The sequence below is a fragment of the Marinilactibacillus kalidii genome (assembly GCF_017599325.1).
In the GTDB taxonomy this organism is placed as follows: Bacteria; Bacillota; Bacilli; order Lactobacillales; family Carnobacteriaceae_A; genus Marinilactibacillus; species Marinilactibacillus kalidii.
The window spans coordinates 1-22,982 of the sequence record NZ_JAGFVM010000028.1 but is presented as its reverse complement, the minus strand read 5'-3'; the positions used below and the strand labels follow the sequence as shown (position 1 = coordinate 22,982).

General features: G+C 36.8%; 17 protein-coding genes and 7 tRNA genes. 19 read left to right on the top strand and 5 right to left on the bottom strand.

The features are described 5' to 3' along the window. Nucleotides 1-114 precede the first annotated feature (114 nt). From J5J05_RS06745 to J5J05_RS06735, 3 genes are all read left to right on the top strand, one after another. Nucleotides 115-1,194: an IS30 family transposase gene (locus tag J5J05_RS06745; protein ID WP_208559376.1), complete on the top strand. Its 1,080-nt coding sequence runs from the start codon at nucleotides 115-117 to the stop codon at nucleotides 1,192-1,194. Nucleotides 1,195-1,381: 187 nt separating this feature from the next. Further along, nucleotides 1,382-2,140, top strand: a complete 759-nt coding sequence (locus tag J5J05_RS06740) for a hypothetical protein (RefSeq protein WP_208559918.1) — start codon at nucleotides 1,382-1,384, stop codon at nucleotides 2,138-2,140. Next, nucleotides 2,071-3,624 carry a WxL domain-containing protein gene (locus tag J5J05_RS06735; protein WP_208559917.1) on the top strand — a complete coding sequence of 518 codons (1,554 nt, stop codon included), beginning with the start codon at nucleotides 2,071-2,073 and terminating at the stop codon, nucleotides 3,622-3,624. Before J5J05_RS06740 ends, J5J05_RS06735 begins: the two co-directional genes overlap by 70 nt. 105 nt (nucleotides 3,625-3,729) lie before the next feature. Here the strand turns inward: J5J05_RS06735 and J5J05_RS06730 are convergent, their stop codons facing one another. Continuing rightward, nucleotides 3,730-4,818 (bottom strand): FUSC family protein, encoded by a 1,089-nt coding sequence (locus J5J05_RS06730; RefSeq protein WP_208559916.1) that lies wholly within the window; start codon nucleotides 4,816-4,818, stop codon nucleotides 3,730-3,732. A 195-nt stretch (nucleotides 4,819-5,013) separates the two neighbouring features. Between J5J05_RS06730 and perR the strand changes: the two genes are divergently transcribed. From perR to J5J05_RS06705, 5 genes are all read left to right on the top strand, one after another. Further along, nucleotides 5,014-5,433: a peroxide-responsive transcriptional repressor PerR gene (gene perR / locus J5J05_RS06725; protein WP_279633305.1), complete on the top strand. Its 420-nt coding sequence runs from the start codon at nucleotides 5,014-5,016 to the stop codon at nucleotides 5,431-5,433. Nucleotides 5,434-5,539: 106 nt separating this feature from the next. Further along, entirely contained in the window at nucleotides 5,540-6,442 is a 903-nt protein-coding gene (locus tag J5J05_RS06720; RefSeq protein ID WP_208559915.1) for a diacylglycerol/lipid kinase family protein, read from the top strand. Nucleotides 6,443-6,518: 76 nt separating this feature from the next. Continuing rightward, nucleotides 6,519-8,183, top strand: coding sequence for an alpha-amylase family glycosyl hydrolase (locus tag J5J05_RS06715; RefSeq protein WP_208559914.1), 1,665 nt, complete (start codon nucleotides 6,519-6,521; stop codon nucleotides 8,181-8,183). 129 nt (nucleotides 8,184-8,312) lie between these two features. Further along, a tRNA-Asn gene (locus tag J5J05_RS06710) sits at nucleotides 8,313-8,385 on the top strand. 9 nt (nucleotides 8,386-8,394) lie between these two features. Next, nucleotides 8,395-8,482: transfer RNA gene (locus tag J5J05_RS06705), tRNA-Ser, on the top strand. Between the two features lie 332 nt (nucleotides 8,483-8,814). On the opposite strand, the gene J5J05_RS06700 is transcribed toward J5J05_RS06705, so the two are convergent. Both J5J05_RS06700 and J5J05_RS06695 read right to left on the bottom strand, forming a co-directional pair. After that, nucleotides 8,815-9,096, bottom strand: coding sequence for an uberolysin/carnocyclin family circular bacteriocin (locus J5J05_RS06700; RefSeq protein ID WP_208559913.1), 282 nt, complete (start codon nucleotides 9,094-9,096; stop codon nucleotides 8,815-8,817). Nucleotides 9,097-9,544: 448 nt separating this feature from the next. After that, entirely contained in the window at nucleotides 9,545-9,976 is a 432-nt protein-coding gene (locus J5J05_RS06695; protein ID WP_208559912.1) for a hypothetical protein, read from the bottom strand. A 766-nt stretch (nucleotides 9,977-10,742) separates the two neighbouring features. On the opposite strand from J5J05_RS06695, the gene J5J05_RS06690 reads away from it, so the two are divergent. The 6 genes from J5J05_RS06690 (at nucleotide 10,743) to garR (ending at nucleotide 17,982) form a co-directional block, all read left to right on the top strand. After that, the gene (locus J5J05_RS06690; protein WP_208559911.1) at nucleotides 10,743-12,095 is read left to right on the top strand and encodes an enolase C-terminal domain-like protein; all 1,353 of its coding nucleotides are present in this window, start codon (nucleotides 10,743-10,745) and stop codon (nucleotides 12,093-12,095) included. 111 nt (nucleotides 12,096-12,206) lie between these two features. Further along, nucleotides 12,207-13,517, top strand: coding sequence for an SLC13 family permease (locus J5J05_RS06685; protein WP_208559910.1), 1,311 nt, complete (start codon nucleotides 12,207-12,209; stop codon nucleotides 13,515-13,517). Nucleotides 13,518-13,635: 118 nt separating this feature from the next. Next, complete coding sequence (locus J5J05_RS06680; protein ID WP_244244651.1) at nucleotides 13,636-14,964, top strand: enolase C-terminal domain-like protein; 1,329 nt, start codon at nucleotides 13,636-13,638, stop codon at nucleotides 14,962-14,964. A gap of 44 nt (nucleotides 14,965-15,008) precedes the next feature. Beyond that, nucleotides 15,009-15,905: a dihydrodipicolinate synthase family protein gene (locus J5J05_RS06675; protein WP_208559908.1), complete on the top strand. Its 897-nt coding sequence runs from the start codon at nucleotides 15,009-15,011 to the stop codon at nucleotides 15,903-15,905. 34 nt (nucleotides 15,906-15,939) lie between these two features. Beyond that, nucleotides 15,940-17,094 (top strand): glycerate kinase, encoded by a 1,155-nt coding sequence (locus tag J5J05_RS06670; protein WP_208559907.1) that lies wholly within the window; start codon nucleotides 15,940-15,942, stop codon nucleotides 17,092-17,094. A gap of 3 nt (nucleotides 17,095-17,097) precedes the next feature. Then, nucleotides 17,098-17,982 (top strand): 2-hydroxy-3-oxopropionate reductase, encoded by an 885-nt coding sequence (gene garR / locus J5J05_RS06665; protein ID WP_208559919.1) that lies wholly within the window; start codon nucleotides 17,098-17,100, stop codon nucleotides 17,980-17,982. Nucleotides 17,983-18,080: 98 nt separating this feature from the next. Here the strand turns inward: garR and J5J05_RS06660 are convergent, their stop codons facing one another. Next, a complete protein-coding gene (locus J5J05_RS06660; RefSeq protein WP_208559906.1) occupies nucleotides 18,081-19,214 on the bottom strand; it encodes a CdaR family transcriptional regulator in 1,134 nt (377 codons plus the stop codon). Nucleotides 19,215-20,743: 1,529 nt separating this feature from the next. Here J5J05_RS06660 and J5J05_RS06655 point away from each other — a divergent pair. From J5J05_RS06655 to J5J05_RS06635, 5 genes are all read left to right on the top strand, one after another. After that, a tRNA-Glu gene (locus J5J05_RS06655) sits at nucleotides 20,744-20,815 on the top strand. Nucleotides 20,816-20,828: 13 nt separating this feature from the next. Then, nucleotides 20,829-20,901: transfer RNA gene (locus J5J05_RS06650), tRNA-Phe, on the top strand. Nucleotides 20,902-20,938: 37 nt separating this feature from the next. Then, nucleotides 20,939-21,009 (top strand) — tRNA-Trp (locus J5J05_RS06645). Between the two features lie 19 nt (nucleotides 21,010-21,028). Next, nucleotides 21,029-21,101: transfer RNA gene (locus tag J5J05_RS06640), tRNA-His, on the top strand. An 8-nt stretch (nucleotides 21,102-21,109) separates the two neighbouring features. Next, nucleotides 21,110-21,182 (top strand) — tRNA-Gln (locus J5J05_RS06635). A gap of 111 nt (nucleotides 21,183-21,293) precedes the next feature. Here the strand turns inward: J5J05_RS06635 and J5J05_RS06630 are convergent. Next, nucleotides 21,294-22,832, bottom strand: a complete 1,539-nt coding sequence (locus J5J05_RS06630; protein ID WP_208559852.1) for an IS1182 family transposase — start codon at nucleotides 22,830-22,832, stop codon at nucleotides 21,294-21,296. Nucleotides 22,833-22,982: the final 150 nt, after the last annotated feature.

The window sequence follows — 22,982 nt, the reverse complement described above, 5'->3', positions numbered from 1 at the left end:
GCTGGATTTTATAATGAAGTTAGCCACTTAGGCTAACCCATAAAAAAACGCCATGCGAATTTCATGTTATATTGAAGTTATACCACTAACTCTCAATAGACAGGATGAATTCACATGACGCACTCTAACAATAACACAACAGCACGTAAGGGAAAACACTTATCTTATTCAGAACGATCTCAAATCGCTATTTTAAAGACCGAGAACTACTCCAATCGCGGGATTGCAAAAGCTCTGGGACGTGTCCCACAAACGATTAATAGCGAGATTCATCGTGGAACGATTACTCAACTTAAACGTCAAAAGCAAAACGATAAAGTATATGACTACTATTCGACTAACTACGATCCTAATGCCGGACAAGCAGCTTATGATAGGCTTCAATTGAACTGCGGCCGTCGGCCAAAATGGGCTGATTCGGATGCATTTATTGAGTGGGCAGATGATAAACTGTTACGGGAAAAGTGGTCTCCAGATGTAGTCGTTGGGTTTGCTACGACACACGACTTATTTGATCCGTCTATTATTCCTTGTACAACGACCCTTTATGGATGGATTGACAAAGGTATCATGAGAACCAAGAATATGGATCTACTTGAAAAACTGTCGCGTAAACCAAAGGACACTTCTTATAGAAGTAGGATAAATAAGCGGATTTTAGGCCAATCCATTGAACAGAGGCCTGAAGAAGTTGATAATCGACAGACCTTTGGCCATTGGGAAATCGATACCGTTGTCGGAAACAAAGCGAAAACCGATTCGGTTTTATTGACGTTAGTTGAACGCCAAACCCGTTTTGAGATCATACTTAAACTCAAGGGGAAAGATAAAGAGTCCGTTGATCAGGCAATCAGTCAATTACGACATCGAGCCGGTGACACGTTCTCTAAAGTATTTAAGACCATTACCTCTGATAATGGATCTGAGTTTGCCGGCCTTCATAAGGCACTTCAAGAGACTCTTGATGTGTACTTCAGTCATCCTTATGCTTCGTGGGAGAGAGGAACGAGCGAGAACCAACATAAGTTTATTCGCCGATTTATTCCAAAAGGAAAAGCCATCGGTCAATTGAGTGAGACAGAATACTTGAGAATCCAGCAATGGATGAATGACTATCCTCGAAAAATACTTGGCTATAAAACTCCACATGACTGTTTTGCTCGTGCTCTACGCTCTTTATTCCAAATAGCCTAAGCACGTTAGTGCTTTCCAAATGACGACTGACTTCTTCTAATAACAATAACTAATTGAACAACTGACAATTAAGCGGATATATACTTGGAAACTAGGTGGCTAACTTAGACTTGAAATTTACGAGTTTTTAAAATATGCTATCAAAACGAATAATAAAAATATCAGCAAGGAAAGGAAGATAGTTAAATTGAGGAAATTAATAACATCTTTAGTTATCTGTGTGTTGTTCATACAATTTCTTCTCGTGACTGTTGGTGTTGTGTATGCAGAAACAACTGATGAGCCGTCTTTTATGAATGATATTAATGAAGTAGAATCTTCAAAAGCGTTAGATCAAGAAGATGAATTGAATGAAAAAGCAGAGAGTGAACCTTCCTTTTTTTTCACTGAATCTAATATCACTGCAACTGTAGGAGAACCAGTCGAAATTAGTTTCCATTCAAACCGTGAAATTTCGGAAGCAAGGGTAACCATTCCTAAAGAAGCAAAACTGTTAGAAGATAAATTACCGACAGGACTCTCAGTAACGCAAGGCGTACAAGAAGAATGGATTGTGAGAACAGAAAGTGCTCAAGATATGTTTGTCTTACCTGTTGTATTTGAAGAAGAAGGAAACTACGATATTTACGTCGAAGAAGAAAAAGTATTCATCGAAATCCTACCTGCAGTAGGGCTGGAAGCAGAGGGAGAACCAGAAACTGATGACAACGAAAATCCTCAATATGAAGATAAGCAAGAAAATCAAGAATCAGAAGAGCGTAAAGATCAAGAACAAGAAGACCGAGAAGACAAAACGAATACTAGCAAGAATGAAATTGTAAATGGAACATGGAGAAGCGTTCCTTGGATCTACGATGAACAGAAAAAACGATTACATTGTACGGCGGAGAAGCTGGCGCAGTTGATAATTCTCCCTGGAAGTCTCATACAGATGTTGGAGAGATAGAGGTAGTAGAAAAAATTGTCTTACCTGAAAATTGTGCTCAACTTTTTGAATACCATAGAGACTTGTATCAAATCACCGGTTCAGAGCTATTTGATACCTCTAATGTTGTGGATGTGAGGTCTATGTTTTTGGGTGCCTTTAATTTAAGAGAGTTAGATGTAAGTAACTGGGACGTATCTAACGCAACGAATATGAATAGAATGTTTGAGGGTACTCAAAATTTGAGAGAGTTAGATGTAAGCAAATGGAACGTATCGAATGTGACAAATATGAGTGCCATGTTTTTGGGTGCCTTTAATGTAAGAGAGTTTGATGTAAGCAACTGGGATGTCTCGAATGTGACTAACATGAATTCTCTATTTAGAAACTTAAATATTTTAGAAGAGTTAGATGTAAGCAACTGGGACGTCTCAAGTGAAGCACATATTGGAAGTATGTTTGCTAGTACAAGTTTAAGATCTATTCAATTAGGCGAAAAATCAATCTTCGGTTCTGCTGTTAACTTACCTCATATCCAGCCGACAAATGAATATACAGGTCGATGGGTTTTAGAGGAAAGTCTGAATAGTGATAATAGAATCGCGTTTGCAAACTCACTCGCATTTATGAGCAACTACGATGGCTCTAATCCAGGGACCTATATCTGGGAACGTAATCAAGAATCTACCGTAGAGATAAATTATTTAGATAATGATGGAAAAGAGTTAGCACCTAGCGAAACTATTCAAGGTTTTTTTGGGGAAAGATATACTACTCAACCTGTAGACATCGAGTATTACCAAATTTCTGAAACTCCAGAGAATGCTTCTGGCGTATTCACTGAAGATCCGATAGAAGTTAACTATATTTACGACGTTGTCCCCGAAACGATTTATGATCCATTGAAACCAGAGAACGAAGTTGATCCAGAGAATAAACCGGAAATTCCAGAGGATCAGGGATTATTAAGCATCGATTTTGTTTCTCAATTTAATTTTGGTTCTCAACCGATTTCTACTCAAGAAAAATTTTATTATGCGCTACCGCAAAGATTGCTTAATGCAGATGGATCGGTGATTGAAAACGAAGAGCGGCCGAATTACGTACAGATCAGTGATCGACGATCAGACAGTGAGCGTAAAGGGTGGAAGCTATCGGTTAGACAAAATGATCAATTCAAGGGAGGAAAAGAAAACCAAGAATTGAGAGGGGCAAAATTGATTCTAAAAAATCAACAATTAGCCACAGCTCAAGGAAAAAATGCACCTGAACTGTACAACTCAGACCAAGTATATTTAGAACCAGGTACTAAGCGAACGCTTCTGACGGCAAAAGAAGATCAAGGTAAAGGGACTTGGATTTATCGCTTCGGTGATCAAGAGAGTGCAGATAAGAGTATTGCACTGAAAGTACCAGCAGGCGCTAATCCTGAAGCAACAACTTATTCTACGACTCTTACTTGGGAGCTGAGTTCGGTGCCAGATCCTATCGATGGTTTAAATTAATGAGTGTATTACCGTTTTTAGACTATGCAAAAAAAGGTGGACACGATACTGCTACTAACAGTATTGGGTCCACCTTTTATATAGTTCGTTTTAAAGTAGAAGATTCTAGTGAAGATCTTTAATTTCCGAATCTGCTTCGTTATGATTCTTTTTAAAGCTACTGACTAGTTTGTTTAGATGCTGAAGACTTTCTTCGTAGTCTAAAACGGAAGACATGATATGAATGACCGCATTACTTTGACCATAATCATTTTCTAAATAAGATTCTAGGTTCGCTTCATTGAAGAAAGAATCCATAAACGATTTTCTCAATGTAGCTTTATGTGTAATAAAGTTCACTTCTTCTGGCAGCACGCGACCATTCCACTTCAAGATGATCTGTTGGTGTGCAGACATCAATGTCTCTAGACGGTCTATCAGTAAATGTCTTAATTCTTGTGGGAAATGATTATACACGTTTTCTGCTTGATGTAAGGTTCTAACTAAGTGATAAGCAGTTTCAGTTGTTCGAATAAATTGTCTATAAACGACGATCGTTCTAGCTAATGAATATTCAGAAGACCTGAAATACTTTGTTAAATCGCCATCGATCAAATGTCCAAGATATACTTTCATTTTCGAGATACTGTCTTCCAGATTTTTTAAATCTTTACGCATCATCGGATATTGGATGTTCTTCCTTAGACTGGCTCTGATAAAACGAGCTAAATCATCTGTGACTTGATTATTTAATTGGAATAATTTGTCATCGTATTTAGGGGGTAAAAAAGCGCCATTTACGATAAAGGCAGAAAATACACCAATAATGGTTGCTAGTACACGAATCGTAGCACTCATAAAGATCGGACCGTCTGTCGACATCATAATAATAATCAATGTAATGACGGAAGAAACGATCACATTGTTCAATTTTACTTGGTGGAGTATCGCAATCAGTATCGCGGAGGCAACACCGATCATGATATATGAATTGCCTAATGCCAGAACAGTCATAACGGCTACAATACCGCCTATTACGTTAGCGAGTATGCGATCTTTAAGTGTCTGAAAAGACTTTTTCACGGAAGGTTGCATAGAGACAACTGCTGAAATACCAGCTAGTGGTACGCCTTCTGAGATATTTAATAGGGTAGGAATAGATAAAGCGAGAAAAACTGCTAATCCAGATTTGAATGTTCTTGCACCAATTTTCATTGTGAGTTCACTGCTTTCGGATGTAGTAGATTAAAGTATGAATGATATAATAGTATAGCAACTAGGGCAATATCTCAAAGGTTATTTTCATTATTATGCATTTTCTTGCATTGAATCTAGGAAGAGAGTATCATTAGATTGGAATAACTATAATGTCGGAAATGTTATTACTGAATGAAAAAAGGATCGATCATAATGAGTTTTCTAGTGAATCAGTCAATTGAAAGACTGAAATACAACAATGTGCGGATAACGCCGCAAAGACACGCGATTTTAGAATATCTCATAGACATGGATACGCATCCAACTGCGGATGATGTTTATAAAGCTCTGTCTAGTAAATTTCCGAGTATGAGTGTAGCAACGGTTTATAATAACCTTAAATTGTTTATCAAACTTGGGCTAGTGAAAGAGATGAAGTATGGGGATGCGTCTAGTCGATTTGATTTTGCTTCTACAGAACATTATCATGCGATCTGTACGGAGTGCGGAAAAATCGAAGATGTTTATTACCCTGGTTTAGATGATGTGGAAGAGGTAACGAGTAATTTAACGGGCTTTAAAGTGGCTTCTCATCGACTTGAAATATACGGGCTTTGCCCAGATTGTCAATAAATCAGATTGGACTACATAGGAAATGTCCTGTGTAGTCTTTTTGTATGCTTTCTTATGTTTTAGTGTAGTATACTTAAAATAATTATATAGGAAAGAGGTATACGTTATGAAAGAGGTCATGATTATTGCGAATCCATCTTCTGGTAAAAAAATGGCAGAAGAGTATGCAATCAAAGCGCAATCAGTCTTCAAAGAACAAGGAAAAGATGCGGTAATTAAAATTACAGAAAAAGAAGCAGACATTGGGACATTTGCGAGAGAAGCTTGCGAAGAAAAATACGAGATCATTGTTATTCTTGGCGGCGATGGAACAGTTTCTGGTTTAGGAGATGCATTGAAAGAGGAAACGTACAGACCTAAAATTGGAATCATTCCAGCAGGAACGGTCAATAATATTGCTAGAGGTTTAGGAATCAACACCAATGTGCAACAAGCGATTGAGGATCTAGGAAATAGTGTCGACAAAAAAGCAGATGCTGGGCTCATTAATGACCGTTTATTTTTAAGTTCGATTTCAGCGGGTTCTATCCCTGAAACAGTTTGGGAAGTGAGCAAAGAATCAAAAGAACACTTCGGTTCGCTGGCTTACTTTTTTGAAGGGATTCGTTCGCTGAGAGAAGAAGAGCCGTTTGAGGTAACAATCACGTTGGATGGTAGTGAAAAAACCTTTGAACTTAGTTTGTTATTAATTGGTCTTTCTAACTCGGTAGCTGGTATTCCTAACTTTTTCAAAGATGCAGATTATGCAGATGGAAAACTTTATCTATTCGGTTTGAAACAATCAACGTTAGGTGAAAAAATTTCTGTGATGACTTCTTTGTTTACAGAAGATGACTCACTCGAAGATGAAAAGAATACTGGATTTGTAGCAACGTTTAAAGACGGCCATTTTGAAAGTGCGGATGGCTCCCATGTTGCATTAGATGGTGAAAAGGGTCCTGCATTTCCATTTGATATTAAAGTATTACCTAGCTTCTTCACATTCCTTGTACCAAAAACTATGAACTAAAAGTAAGCATATGATTCGTTCATTTTTGCCTAAATTGGTATACTGGTTTTAATTTAGTTCGAAAGTGAGAGATTAGATGCTTGAAAATAATTGGTGGCATGAAGCAATAATTTACCAGATTTATCCAAGAAGTTTTTTTGATACAACAAATAATGGTATAGGTGATCTAAAAGGAATCATTCAAAAATTGGATTATATCGAAAGCCTAGGTGTGAATACTCTTTGGATCAATCCAATCACTGCTTCTGCGCAAGTAGATAATGGGTACGATTCGTCAAATTATACGAAGATTGATCCATTATTTGGTACAGAAGAAGTGGTCGATTTATTTTTCTCCGAGACGAAAAAACGGGGCCTAAAAGTTATTTATGATTTTCCATTAAATCATACTTCCGATCAACATATGTGGTTCAAAGAAGCTTTAAAAGGCCCAGATAATCCTTATCGTGATTATTATGTTTGGGCAGATGGTCCAGACGAAGGGTTATATCCGAATAACTGGACAGCGGCTTTCGGTGGTTCTGCTTGGACAAAAGAGATGAATGGTGATCAATACTATTTGCATATTTTTAAAAAAGAGATGCCTGAATTGAATTGGGATCACGAGCCCCTAAGAAAAGACATGGCTAAAGTATTAAATTACTTGATTGATAAAGGGATCGATGGGATAAGATTGGATGCGTTCATTTTTATTGATGTCGATAAACGTTTTCCAGATAAAGATCCCGACATGGAAACACAAGACTTAATCGAATACGGTGAAAATCTGAAGAAATATGTAAAAGAACTAAAAGCATCCGTTCGAGCGCGTTCCAAAGATATTTTCGTGATTGGTGAAGCGACTAGTGCCGATGCTCAAAGAATTGATGAGTATACGCAAGAAGAGCTTTTAGATGGCGTCATTACATTGAGTCATTTCACAGATAATGATGACTTAAAAATTGATGAATTACCTGAGATGAATCAACATGTACCGTTAGATTTCGATAAGTTCAAACGGACGCAAAAAGCGATTCAAGAGCATCTAGCGGACAGACCAGGTCCCATTTTGTTTTGGAATAATCACGATCGTCCAAGATCCCCACAAAAATATGGAGATATGGATAACTATCGAGACGAAACAGCTAAGATGATGGCAACTTTGCTTTATCTACAAAAAGGTATACCGATTATCTATTATGGTGAAGAAGTCGGAATGAATAATTCAGGATTTGAAGATCCTTCTAATATCTCTGATAATGGCGCTTTATCATTTTACGAATCGGCATCTGAATTGGGCTGGTCACATGACAAGATCATGAAAAACCTCAACCTAACCGTCAGAGACGCGAGTAGAGGCATTATGCAGTGGAGTAACACTAAATGGTCAGGCTTCACTGAAGATGCAGCACCGTGGATTATTTCCCACCAAGAAGCCACCTACAATGTCGAAGATCAAGAGAAAGATGAAAATAGTATTTTAAACTACTACCGAAAACTGATCGAGCTGAAAAAACAGCCTTTATTTACTAGAGGTGGTTGGAAATTGCTGGATACTGAAAAAAAAATTTATGCTTACAAAAGAAACTACGAAGGCACTCAGGCGAACGTCTTCTGTAACTTTTCTGATGAAGAGCGAGTTATAGAAAATATTGTAAATGCTAGTGATGACCAACTGGTTCTTTCAACGCACGACGCAGAATTGAAAGATCAGAAGATGGTTTTACCTGCTTATAGTGCATTTGTGTTTGTATCTGAATAAAATGAGGCAACATTCTATTTAGTGAGAGCTGTATGGGATGTTTTTCTGTATTCGCATGTGAAATAGGGTGATAACTTATTGACATTTTCTTCGTCCCCAATTATAATAATAAAGGTGTTAAAAGTTTATTCCGCAATAGCTCAGTTGGTAGAGCGCGCGACTGTTAATCGCGTTGTCGCAGGTTCGAGCCCTGCTTGCGGAGTTTCACGATGGAGAATTGTCCGAGTGGCTTAAGGAGCACGCTTGGAAAGCGTGTATACGGGTTAACCGTATCAAGGGTTCGAATCCCTTATTCTCCTTTTTGGGTATGAAATAGAAGAAAACAAGAAATTTAAAAGCTCTCCAAAACGTCGTTATAATAGCATTTTGGAGAGCTTTTTCTTGTTGTTGAAAAAATAAGAAAATACAAGAATGCAAAATTTTTGTACATTTATTTTGGTATTGAATTCTATAATTGTACAATACCTATTCAAGAAAAATTACGTGTTAAATACTTATATGAACCCTTCTCAAATCTTTCAAATAGAGCTGTAAAAGATAATTTAAAAGATAGTGGTCTAATACACTTTACTAATTTTATGATTGACTATTCAAATTCACCTCAAAGTATAAAAGAAAATTATGATACAGGTTAGTTCACTTTGAAGTTCCCTTTTTTCTTGATAATAAATAAAACGGTTGCTGCGATTCCAGAGCCGAGAGAACCTATTCCTGTTACTACCCCTATAATAGTCACAACTGTTGTATAAGGCCCTACTAAATTAAGAACAATTTCTGAACTTGCTGTGGAAAGACCCAATGCACCAGCAAGCTGAGGTAAATTAGTTATACCCAAACACAACCAAGCGATAAAGAACAAAATAACCGAAGTTAATAACAGTTTTGTATGAATTTCGATTTTTTTACTTTCCATAACTTTCTCCTCCTATAACTATTATTTTACGCAAAGTACATATCCAATTACTTTGCGTAAGTTTGACATCAACAGCAACCTATCCAGCACCCAAGTGTTTACACTTAAAGTTAAATAGGAATTTAAGGACTTTCAATATTTAGTAAGTAAAAAGATTAAATAGCAAATAAGTAATTTATTATTTATTTGTCTATGTCTAGGCTTTTTTTACCTTCATAACATTAACAAAAGAAGGGTGATTCCATTATATCGGCAATACTCTTCTGTATCTTTATTTTTCTAATACAGATATTTAGAGCCGAGAGTAGTTGTGACAAACTCTAAATATTAAAACTCAAGTACATAGAATTTCAATAATAAAATTGAGCAAATATAAGATTAATAATCAATTGCGATAAAAAGAAAGCGTATTTATTTAATTGAAATTCTTGAAATCTAAATTTGATTGTTAATAGTTATCCTTGAACACCAATTCTCCTTCATCAGTTACTTCAGTAACAATCAACGAATCGGAATATCCTTTAGAATTACCACCAATATAAGCGTTCGCCATGTCTGTTTTTAATGTTCCATCATTAAGCTCATATTCCATAAGAATATTATAATCTCTTTCTATTACTTGAGAACTAATAAACTTGTCAGTTTCTCCGGGTTTAAGAGCGGAAGTTGAACCGAAATGAAAATCTTTTTCGGGTTCTGGATCATCCGATATACTAGGAGATAAATAAAAATTAATAGAGGGCACTAATTGATCCGTGTCATTTTCAATACTAATGGCATTTTCAATCTGATTAGACTCATAAATATACTTAATGAATACTCCGCTAATTAATATAACGACTAAAGAAAGTAAAGCAATGATTGATTTTTTATAGATCATAACTCAATACCTCATTCCCGAAATGATTGATAACATCGTCCTTTGAAAGAATCAGTTAAACAAGAAGGCTTTTCATAACATAAAAATAAAATAATTTTAACGGTTCATCATAGATTGAAATTATTATAATCATAATGTATAAGTCATTCAAGTTTTTCCTATACCGGAGTATTTTAAAAAATAAGATAAATAATTGAAAAGGTCTTACGAATGCTATTTATAAAGCGTTCGTAAGACTTTTTTTAATTTTTGAAATGTTTAAGAGTGCAACATCATCTTACGTTATTAAAAAGTATCAAACTCAAACATCTTCTTATAAGTGACTCTTATCTGTAAAGGTATTTTTTACATATCCTAGAAGTGCTCATTTACAAAAATTAATATGTTACTCATAACATTTATCCCAAAAAAACAAGACGAATCATTATCTTTTGTACTCTTTTTAAAAGTTATCAATATTTGTATTCTTATAACAGTGCTCAGAAAATAAATCGTTTTCAGCAAAGAGGGGAGGAATCCAAACAGACTAATGGCTCGATTATACCAATAATTAATAGCTTAGCTTGATTTCAACTAGTTAGATAAGTTCCAAATTGAATCATTATCCAATGTAATTATATTTAGAAAGTTCATCTTATTACTATTTGCTCAATTATACACAAATCATTTTTATCAAGATGAACTTTCAAAATAATCCCATCTATCTCTATCTCAGGATAATGAGGAAACCCGAATTAAAATATAACAGATAAAAGGTGGAATAACCATGTTAAAGCAAGGTTCGCCAAAAGTAACGAAGATGAATGTTTATCCTATTGCAGGATACGATAGCCCAACACTTACGTTAAGTGGCTGTCATGCACCGTTTTTTACGAGAAATATCGTGGTATTGGAAGATGAAACTGGAAATAGAGGAATTGGTGAGATTCACGGTGGTGAGGCAATCACTAACATGCTAGAAAGCTATATTTCTTTTGTTGTGGGTCAAGAGATTGCGGATTATCGGAATGTGATCACATCGATTCGAAAAAACGGAGCTTCAATGACAGGGAATGATGGCGAAGGACTTCAAGAATTAGATTTAAAGAATTTAAAATTTGTTGTTCAAGCTGAAGCGGCTGTTGAATGTGCGATGTTAGATTTGCTAGGTAAATTCTTGAACAAACCAATGTGTGCTTTGTTAGGGGATGGTCAGCAAAGAGAAGAAGTAGAAGTTTTAGGTTACTTATTCTATATTGCAGACCCAATGAAGACGGATTTGCCTTACCGTATTGAAACAGACTTGAAAGATGATTGGGATTGTGTCAGAAGACAAGAAACACTGACTCCTGAAGGTATGGTTAAGCAAGCTAAAGCACTCGAAGCAAGGTATGGTTTCAAAAACTTCAAAGTCAAAGGTGGCGTTCTTAAGGGAACGGAAGAAATGGAAGCCGTTGATGCATTACATGAAGCCTTTCCACATGCAAGAATCAACATCGATCCTAATGGTGCTTGGTCTTTAGCAGAGGCGATTGATCTTTGTAAAGATAGATTAGAGACGATCTCTTATGTAGAAGATCCATGTGGTCCAGAATCAGGATTCTCTAGTCGTGAGATCATGAATGAATTTAAAACGGCAACAAGACATCAAGTAGCGACGAACATGATCGCAACGAACTGGCGTCAGTTTTATCATGCCTTGAATTCAAAAGCCGTCGACATCGTTTTAGCTGATCCACATTTCTGGACATTGAACGGTAGCGTACGGATGGCACAGGTATTGAATGATTGGGGAATGACGTGGGGATCACATTCTAATAACCACTTTGATATTACGCTTGCTACATTTGCGCAATGCGCTGCTGCGGCGCCAGGAAATATCACACCAATCGATACCCACTGGATTTGGCAAGATGGTCAAGAACTTTGTGACGACACAATTAAAATTCAAGATGGTGTAATCAAAGTGACAGATAAACCAGGTTTAGGTATTGAAATCAATATGGACAAACTGATGGAAGCACATGGACTATACCTTTCAATGGATCCAAAATATCGAGATCGTGATGATGCGATCGCGATGCAATATTTCATTAAAGATTGGACGTTCGATTCTAAAAAACCATGCTTTGTTCGTTAAAGATATGAAATGGATGAGGGAGAACGCAGCAGACCAAAACGATCTAAAGATTTACTTTGGTCTGATAGCGTTTACTTCTGATTCTCTACTTATTTAGGAGGGATAGTTTATATGAGCTATTTAGCTGTTTTAGGCTTTACCATGATGGCCTTGATCACATATTTATTAATGAAAGACAAAATCAATATACTTGTGTGCTTTGCACTCATACCGGTTATTTTTTCTTTTCTTAGCGGAAGTAGTTGGTCAGACACAGAAGGATATATCGGCTCTGGTTTGGAAATGACGCGAGATATTTTTCTAATGATCATGTTCTCCTTACCTTATTTTGCATTAATTTCTGATGCGGCACTGTTCGATATGATGGTGTTTAAATTTTTGAAAAGAGTAAAAATCAAAGCACCGATTCTATGTAGTTTAGCAGCTTTTGTTGCGGTCATAACAACATTAGATGGAAGTGTTATGTCCAGTTATCTGATAACGATACCGTTGTTCTTACCATTATTCAAGAAATTGAAAATTGATACGGTAATTTTAGTTTTTCTTTGTTCAGTAGGAATTATGTTAGGGGCGATTACGCCTTGGAATGCCCGTATTTTAAGAGCTGCTAGTCTTTTACCCGAATTAGATAATGGTCCAATGACTTTAGTTACGCAATTACTACCTGTTTGGTTCATTGTATTTGCCGGCGTACTCATTCTTGGATACTTCCTAGGATTAGGTGTTCAAAAAAGACAGCTTGCGAATGGCGAAGAATGTGAAGAAATTGATGATTCATTCACTAGTGAAGAGAATTATGGCGAACTAGCTAGACCTAAGTTGTTCTGGTTCAATTTAATCTTGACGATTTTACTTGTGGTGACTTTGTCTATTTCTAGCTTACCATCCTATTATATTTTTGCTGCTGGTTTAATCATTGCGCTTTGTGTGAATTATCCTGATCTAAAACAACAAAACGAGTTGATCAGTGAATATGCTTCAAAAACCTATCCAATCGCACCGATTGTTTTACTATCCGGTGTTGTAGTCGGTATTTTACAAGGGACCGGTATGATGGACGCTATGGTTCAAGTATTGGTAAATATTATCCCTTCGTCAGTCGGACCATATGTACACATCATCATTGCACTCCTCAGTACACCGTTAATGCTTCTATTCACGAACGACACTTGGTTCTTTGCTTTGGTTCCAATCATTGCCGCATTAGCGGGCGAATATGGCGTACCAGCTGAAGTTGTCGCATTGACTTTATTCTTTAATATCGGTGCCTTTACTTCTCTGATTGCACAGCCTCAAATTATTATGGCTTGTGAATTAGGGGAAACGGATGTTAGAAAATTTCTACGCTTTTCGTTCTTCAAATTCTGGGGCCTCAGCGTGGCATGGACGTTAGCTGGTGTCTTACTAGGGATCTTTATTTAAGGAATGGTCTATAGCACATATTTTCTAAATATTTTCAAAAAAGATTTGATTGATATACTCTACTTACTTTTTCAATAAGTGCGTATATTAAAACTATAAAATGAATAGGAGAGGTTTTATGATTCCAAAAATCGTCAAAATGGAAGTTATCCCTGTCGCAGGGCATGATAGTATGCTATTGAATTTGAGTGGTGCTCATGGTCCATATTTTACCAGGAATGTGGTTATTTTAACGGATGATAATGGGAACACAGGATTAGGTGAAGTACCGGGTGGTGAAAAAATTCGTCAGACATTAGAGGATTGCCAGGATCTAGTGGTTGGTCGTTCACTGGGAGAATACAAAAATATTATTAAAGAGATGCAAATCTGTTATGCACAATTAGATAAAGGTGGAAGAGGAAATCAAACCTTTGACCTACGCACAGCCGTTCACGTCATGACAGCTGTTGAGGCGCCGCTATTGGATCTATTGGGTCAACATATGCAAGTACCAGTAGCTGCTTTACTAGGTGAAGGTCAGGTAAGAGAATCAGTGAAATTTCTTGGATATCTGTTTTACATTGCAGATCATAATAAAACAGACCTACAGTATGCTGCTGACAATCAACTAGGTGATCGTTGGGGTACGTTGCGGCGTGAAGAAGCAATGACGTCAGAAGCCATCGTTGACTTGGCAAAAGCTGCTTATGAACGTTACGGATTTGAGGACTTTAAGTTAAAAGGTGGCGTACTAACAGGGGCAGAAGAGGTAGAAGCCGTTAAAGCATTGAAAAAAGAGTTTCCTAATGCACGAATCACGCTTGATCCCAATGCTGGATGGTTACTAGATGATGCGATTGAATTGTGTAAAGATCTTCATGGTGTACTCACTTATGTTGAAGATCCATGTGGAGCAGAAGGTCGCTTTTCAGGGCGAGAAACAATGGCTGAATTCAGACGTAAAACGGGTCTTCCAACGGCTACGAACATGGTCGCTACTGATTGGCGTGAGATGAAAGCAGCGATTCGCTTGGATAGTGTAACCATTCCTTTGGCAGATCCACACTTTTGGACAATGCAAGGCAGTGTCCGTGTCGCACAATTATGTCACGATTTAGATTTAACATGGGGCGTTCATTCAAATAACCACTTTGATATTTCATTGGCAATGGTGGCACATACGGCTGCAGCTGCGCCAGGTGAAATCAATGCGGCAGATACTCACTGGATTTGGCAAGATGGCGAGGGATTAACAAAAAATCCACACCAAATAAAAAATGGTGAGATCAAAATCCCGCATGATTCACATGGTTTAGGTCTTGAAATCGACCGTGAGAAATTAGAAGCTGCACATCAATTGTATTTAAAAGAAGGACTAGGTGCCAGAAATGATGCCATCGCTATGCAATACTTGATCCCAGGTTGGACTTTTCATAGTAAGAAACCGGCTTTAGTGCGTGATTAATCTAATTGAAAATGATTCGGTAATAGAAAGGAGTGACCTTGTTCATGAATAAAGAGAGAATCAAAGGTATTATCGTGCCTTTGATCACACCTGTGGATGAAGAAGAAAATATTTCTGAAACTAAATTACGAGACATCGTTCGACATGTCGTCGATCAGGGTGTACATGGCATTTTAGCTTTTGGAAGCAATAGTGAATTTTACATGTTTGAGCCCGATGAGATGATTGCGGCGACTGAGATTATCTTAGATGAGGTAGCTGGGAAAATTCCAGTCTTTTTCGGAATGGGACCGATTCGAACAAAGCGTGGTGTTGAGCTAGCAAAACGTGCTGCGAAACTTCCGATTGACGGCATTTCTATTTTACAGCCAATGTTCATCAAGCCGACAGAAGAAGCTCTTTATAACCATTTTGAAACAATTGCGCAAGCTGTTCCTGAAACGATGGTGCTTTTATACAATAATCCTGGTCGAGCAGGTTATTCATTAAGTCCTGCTTTAATCGAAAAGCTGGCACATAATGTGGAAAATATTGTCGGGATCAAAGATTCGAGTGGGGATTTAACGCTTTTAAGTGAGTTGGTTCGTCGGAATGCAGATATCGGGTTTCGAGTAATTGCTGGTAAAGATACGATTGTTTATCCTGCATTGTGCGTCGGCGCGGTAGGTGGCGTCTGTTCAACTGCAAATATTTATCCTGAATTAGTTTGTGGTATCTATGATAAATATATGACTGGTAATTTCCAAGGGGCATTAAACAATCAATTCACTCTAAATCCTATTCGCTTATCACAAGATGCAGCCAGTTTTCCAGCAGCGACTAAAGATATGGCTAATTTAATGGGATTAGATGTTGGACTATCCGTCTTACCAACAGAAGCAAGCCAAGGAACGATTTTAGAAAATATGATCGTGGAAATGAAAAAGGCTGGATTTCTATAGGTAAGAGAGTAAATGTTCAGAAGGAGGTGGATTTATGGATGAACAGCCTATCGTGATTGCAGCAGATTCTTTCAAAGGAAGTGCTTCAAGTGAAGAAATCTCGGTATGGTTAGAACAAGGGATTCGTCGTGTAGTACCGAATGGTTTGATTGATAAGTTTACGGTAGCTGATGGTGGTGAAGGAACGGTTAACGCATTGGTTAGTGCTTTAAAAGGAGAAGTGAAAAGTAAAATCGTTCAAGATCCTTTGGGAAATCCAGTGAAAGCACACTATGGCGTTTTACCTCATAACATTGTTGTACTAGAAATGGCGGAAGCAAGTGGAATCACGCTCATCGAACAGAATAGTGAGAATGCTTTAAATGCTTCCACATACGGTGTTGGTGAATTAATTTTAGCGGCAATCGATGAAGGGGCTAAAGAGATCTATATTGGAATTGGTGGAAGTGCTACAAGCGATGGCGGAACCGGCATGGCAAAAGCGCTAGGTGTTTCTTTTCTGGATAGCCAAGATAACCCCATACCAAATGGATTAAAAGGGTTAGATAAGCTTGCAAAAATCGATACGACAAAGATCGATCCGAGAATCGCTGGGGTTAAAATCAATATGTTGTCTGATGTGACGAATCCCTTAATTGGCGAGCATGGAGCAATTGCGGTATACGGACCTCAAAAGGGAATTCCTCAGGAGCTGATTCATAAACTGGATCGATCGATGGTTCATTATACAAAGGTTATTCAAGAATCTTTAGGCATCGCGATTGAAAACGTTCCGGGTGCTGGTGCAGCTGGTGGATTGGGTGCTGCGTTAAAAGTATTTTGCCAAGCGGAAACCTATAAGGGTATTAAAAAAATTCTCGAATTGATAGCGATTGAAGACAAAATAGCGCAAGCTTCATTGGTCATAACAGGTGAAGGTAAATTAGATGCACAGTCAATCAATGGAAAAGTACCTGTTGGCATCGCTAAATTAGCTAAGAAATATCAAAAACCTGTTATTGCAGTGGTCGGTAGTAGGGATAGAGATATCTCTAAAGTGTATGAAGCAGGAATTGATCTAGTCTTGCCTATTGTAAATCGACCAGTCAGCTTAGCGGAAGCAATGGATCAGGTTCAGGAAAATGTTGTAATAGCTGGTGAAACAGCTATTCGAGCGTATTTATTAAATAATAGAAAGTGGGAAATTTAAATGATGAAAGTAGGATTTGTAGGATTAGGAATCATGGGAAAACCAATGGCTAAAAATATCTTGAAAAATGGATATGAGGTCATCGTATTTGATTTCAACCAATCAGCTATTGACGAACTAGTAAAAGCAGGAGCAAAAGCAGCGGATTCAGGGGCGAAAGTAGCCGAAGAGGCAGAAGTCATTATCACAATGTTGCCCAATTCACCAAACGTAGAAGCGGCATTATTTAATCCTGGTGGCATCGCTGAAGGCTTGTCTTCAGGTAAAACAGTCATCGATATGAGTTCGATTGCACCAAAAGCTAGTCAAGATTTTGCTGCGCGATTAGCAAAAAAAGATGTTCAATTTATGGATGCGCCTGTTTCTGGGGGAGAGCCAAAAGCTATCGATGGTACCATTGCTGTAATGGTTGGTGGAGAGCAAGAAGTGTTTGATAAATACGAAGATTTATTAAACACGATGGCAAGTTCTGTGACGTTAGTTGGTGAGGTTGGTGCTGGAAATATTACGAAATTAGCGAATCAAATGATTGTGGCGATTAACATCGCGGCTATTTCTGAAGCATACAGCTTAGCAAAAAAAGCAGGGGTTTCACCTAATGCAGTCTATCAAGCCATTCGTAGCGGATTAGCAGGTAGTACCGTAATGGATCAAAAATCTGAAAAAATGCTTTCTGGTGATTTTGATCCAGGTTTCCGAATTGAATTGCATATCAAAGACTTGCAAAATGCTTTAGACACCTCTCACGATATCAATGTTTCCACACCATTTACGGCTTCAGCAATGGAAATTATGCAGTCATTAAAGGCTTACGGATTAGAAAAAAGAGATCACTCAGCAATCGCAAATTATTACGAAACAATCAATGACCTCAAATTGCAAGATTAAGCAAACTTGGCATATACAACAAAACAAGCCAATACAAGCGGGATGTCCCTTGTGTTGGCTTGTTTTTTAATCTGCAGATTCATATTTATTAATAGAATTTATGAAGATTTTGCGGATTGATCTAAGTGATGACTCATAAAGGCAGCAGACAAGATAGTGAAATCCTTCAACTTGCGCGGATTATAGCCTGTTTTATCAGCTAAGCGATTTAATCTATTCTGAAAGGTGTTTTTATGCAAAAAGAGCGCTTCAGCGCATCTCATAATACTGCCGTTGAAATGTTCATAGGTATCGAATATCAATTGGTACTGATCGATTTCTTCCTCTGTCAGATTACCTAGCACTCTTTTTTGTAATTGTTGACTATCTTCTTTAGAAATATCAACGAAAAGGAGACCATAATCCATCTCCTCATAAGTAGAAATAGTAGCTTCAAACTGATGAATCATCCATTTGATAGTCTTTTTAGCTTCTTCATAGCTATGCCAATAGTCATGAAAGCTCGTTGCACAACGACCGATACCAAATGAGATTTGGCGATCAAATTGCTGTGCAATATCATTTTGTAGTTGACTCAAAAAGTTGTGCAATGATGCTTCCGCTTGTTGATCTATAAATAAGCAGACTTCTTGATTTGCCAGTGAAAAGAAGCTAGTTGAATAGACTTTTAGATGTAACTGGATCGTATGTAAAAGTTCTTCATAATCTAGCACTTCTTTATTTTCATGAGTATGAAGTTTACCAACAACGATCCTGCGAGGACGTTCAAGATCAACATCCAAGAGTGATGCCAAATAAGCGACTAAACTATTATCTCGTTTAGGAGCTATCAACATATTCGCTAAGTTGTGAAAATTCTGACGTTGATGAAACTGTGTTATTTGAATATAATTTTCACGAATAAGGATTTCTGTCATTTTCTTGATAATGTTTCCTAGTGGTTCAACTTCTGAGGGCTCTCCAGTAATACCAATAATCGCAATAACGGATTGATTGAAAAGCACAGGGATATTAATACCTTTTTTGGCGCCTAAATACTGATCGTCTTGTTTGATTGTTATCGTTTCTTGGCTTTTGGCAACCAATTTAGCACCTTGATGACTAGTACCAATACGTGAGGTGTCGGTGCTAGCAACAATTGTTCCTGAAGTATCAAAAAGATTGATTTCATGTTTAATAATATCTTTTAGATTTTCAACGATCAATTTGGCAACTTTTGGTTCCAATTCCATATACTGATTACTCCTCAAAATAATGTTTTTTCTAGGTAAGATATTTCATTGCTTAAATATAAAAACATTTGCTTGGTTACTGAATGGGGTCAAGCTTATGTAGTACGAATGATTGTTGAATTAAACCCGAATAGTTGTATCTAATATAACGTGCTTAGTTCATTAATAACTTATCTTTCGATTATTATAGCACCCGGTATATTGATAGTTTGAATACATAATTTCATCTCGAAGTGAAATTTCTGAAGAATCATTTAGATGAAAAATTATAGAATTGTTTGATGATCCTCACTCAAGCAAATAGTGAGTATTGAATAGCGAACGTTTGGGGGTGTGACACAAAAGTAACGTGCAATAAAGAGAAAGGAGTAGGGTAATGAGCAAGGTTAACTTAATGATCGATCAGACTAATAAAAGGCTTGTAGAATTGATCCTCCCGCCTATCAAAGAGGATTGGATAAAGGTGAGGGATGTTTTAAGTAATGAAGTATACCTTCAGGAAAGAAAATTATTGAAGAGAAAAGATAAACTTTTTATATGAGCTCAAAAGATTTAGAAATGATTGATTAATCGAATTAATCAGAACAGGTAAGCAATCGAATAAGTGACTAAGTAAAAGATAGATTCATACTCTCTTTGGGACAATTAGAGAAAAATGGCTAAGGATCACCACACCAAGTGAAATAAAAAATTTAAGAATATACTGAATTTAAATAATTTTATTATTCTTGTGTTGGTGTCAGCTAGTCTTTGATAAAACATAATCTTTAATAAATAGAAGATACTAGAATAAGTTCTTTAAGATTCATGGTGTTATTCTTTATGACTAATGCCGTTTTAGCTTTTTATGTTCAAACCCGAAATCATTTGGTTAATATAATTCTATTTTATGGAATAGTACATTTTTTAAAATGTTGTTAATATATCCATAAAGTATAGCATTAACAAAGTAGTCACAAATATAATGAAAATATATTAATAATTATGTTATAGTTATATTATTGATTAAATGATGTATGAGGTGAATGAGAATGCAGGCAACATACGATTGGTTGTTAAAAAAGATTAAATTTGATATAAGTAATAAATGTGATACTCAAAATGTTTATGTTTTGACCAATAAAGAAGGGCTCTATAGTAATTATTTCCTAGATTTGGAAAAGGTACCTTCACCCTATGAACTAAAGCTATTTGATTTGACTGTAGTTAAAATGAGTTTGAATTCACTTCATGAAAAACTGTGCATAGAGTGTAGCTGTTGAGTAAGATTATTTAAATAGTTATTAACATATAATGATTTTCATTATTTCGAAAAAACATCTGACTTCTTTAAATGTTTTACTCAGATGTTCTTTTGAACATTATATTTAATGACGATATAACAATAATTTTTAACTATAGATCAAGGTGAGACCAGAGGCTAATAAAATAAATTAAAGAACATTGAAATAAATTTGTTGACACAAATAAGAAATTCCTGTAATATATTTTTTGTTGCTGTGTTATTAATTTCTTTAATTCCACTTCAAGGCCCCTTGGTCAAGCGGTTAAGACACCGCCCTTTCACGGCGGTAACACGGGTTCGAATCCCGTAGGGGTCATACCAATCATTCAGGCGCAGTAGCTCAGTTGGTAGAGCAACGGATTGAAGCTCCGTGTGTCGGCAGTTCGACTCTGTCCTGCGCCATGAAGAGATAGACTTAGAAGTTTTTTTGCGATAGGATAGGGGTATAGTTTAATGGTAAAACTATGGTCTCCAAAACCATCGATGTGGGTTCGATTCCTACTACCCCTGTTTACAATTTAATATTATGGCGATTGTGGCGAAGTGGTTAACGCACCGGGTTGTGGTCTCGGCATTCGTGGGTTCGATCCCCATCAGTCGCCCTTTTTTTTGGGCTATAGCCAAGCGGTAAGGCAGCGGGTTTTGATCCCGTCATTCCCCAGGTTCGAATCCTGGTAGCCCAGTACAATCGAAAGAGGCCGAGACAAAAGTCTCTTACAGTCTTCAAATATCAAAGAACCCTGAAAGAATTGTATTTTAACAATTCTTTCAGGGTTTCTTCTTGTTTATAATCTTTATTTTTTCTTTCTTTTGTTATATTTTCGTAGATTATTGGCCATGAAGATCAGATTTGTTTCATTCTCTACATTGGCTTTTCCACGAACTGAAAATCGAGTGAACCTCAAATTGGCCTTCACCTGTCCGAAAGTTGGTTCTACATCAATTTTACGTTTACTATAAAATTGAGTACCTTCTTCTGACGAAAGCTTTTCTCTAATATTGAGTTTTTGCTCCTCGTACTCATAGTTAATGGAAAATGATTTTCTTCCATTTTTGTAATTTGAATCCGTCGATTTATAAATATGAGATAATCTTACGAATCCAGAATCAGTTTTTTGTCTACTAACATGACTGTACGCATAAATGGTCCCATCAGGATGTGTATAAGTGTTTTGATCTTCATCGTACATCCAATTATCTCTATTTTTATCCGAAAGTACATATTTCTTTTTCAGTTCCTTTTCGTACATGCCGTATTTAACCAAGCCAGTCCACCGGGACTGCTCTAAATATTCTAAGTTTTCTTGGCTACCATATCCTGCATCTGCGACAATGTAAGTCGTTGGTTGAATGGACTCTGGAAGAGACTGTACAAATGGGATGAGTGTTCTGGTATCCGTTGGGTTAGAGTAGACTTGGGTATGCAAAACAAACTGATTTTCAGTTGCGATTTGGATATTATAGCCTGGCTTCAATTGACCATTCATCATATGATCGTCTTTCATACGCATGAAAGTGGCATCTTTATCTGTTTTAGAAAAGCTGTTTCGACCATTAAATGTATCGTAGTGCTCTTCATATTTCTGTTCTCTAGGTATAAAATCTTTTTTTAATCTATTTCTATGTTTTTTCAAAGAGCGACGCTTTTTCTTCAATTGACTGAGTACTTCTTGTTCTTTTGAGTCAATGATTTCTGTCTCGACTTTTTCGAGTTCTTCTTGAAGCAGTTCATGTAATGACTGAATCTCTTCTTTAGAAAATTCCTGCTCTTGATCTTTTATGACCGCTTGGTCGATTAATGGTGTGATTTCTTCTTTATAATAGTGCACTTCTTTTTCTTTCAATAGACGATAAAACCGTTCAGTAGCTTTTTTCCACACAAAGGTATATTTATTGGCGTCTGCTTCAAACTTTGTACCATCTATAAATAATGCTTTTCCTTCAATCAGTTGTTCTTCTTTTAAACGAAGAGAAAACGTGCAATAGAGATCTTGTAAGATATCTTTAGTCACTTTTGATACTCTGAAACGATTGAGTGTACGGTAAGAGACCATAGTTTGTCCAGTCAACCACTGCATTGCTAGATTTTCTTGCATCATTTTTTCTATTTTTCGACCAGAAAAAATCCCCTCTGAATAGGCAAATAATAACGCTTTGAGTAGAACTTTCGGATGATAAGCCGGACGACCAAAGTCGTTTTCAATTAAACGATACTGCGAGTCATCTAAATCTTCCACAACTTGATGAATAGAGTAGACGATATGATTTTCTGGTAAGTAACAGTTCATTTCTAATGGCAAGGTTGTTTGGTTCATGGTATATTGAGTATACATAAGGAGCACCCTTTCTATGATTTGTTGTGGTGACTTTATTATATCAAAGCCGTGCTCCTTTTGCTTACATAAACAAATAAGAACCGCTGAAAATCTAAATTAGATTTTCAGTGGTTCTTATTATTTTACTGGGACTTTTGTCCCAGCCTG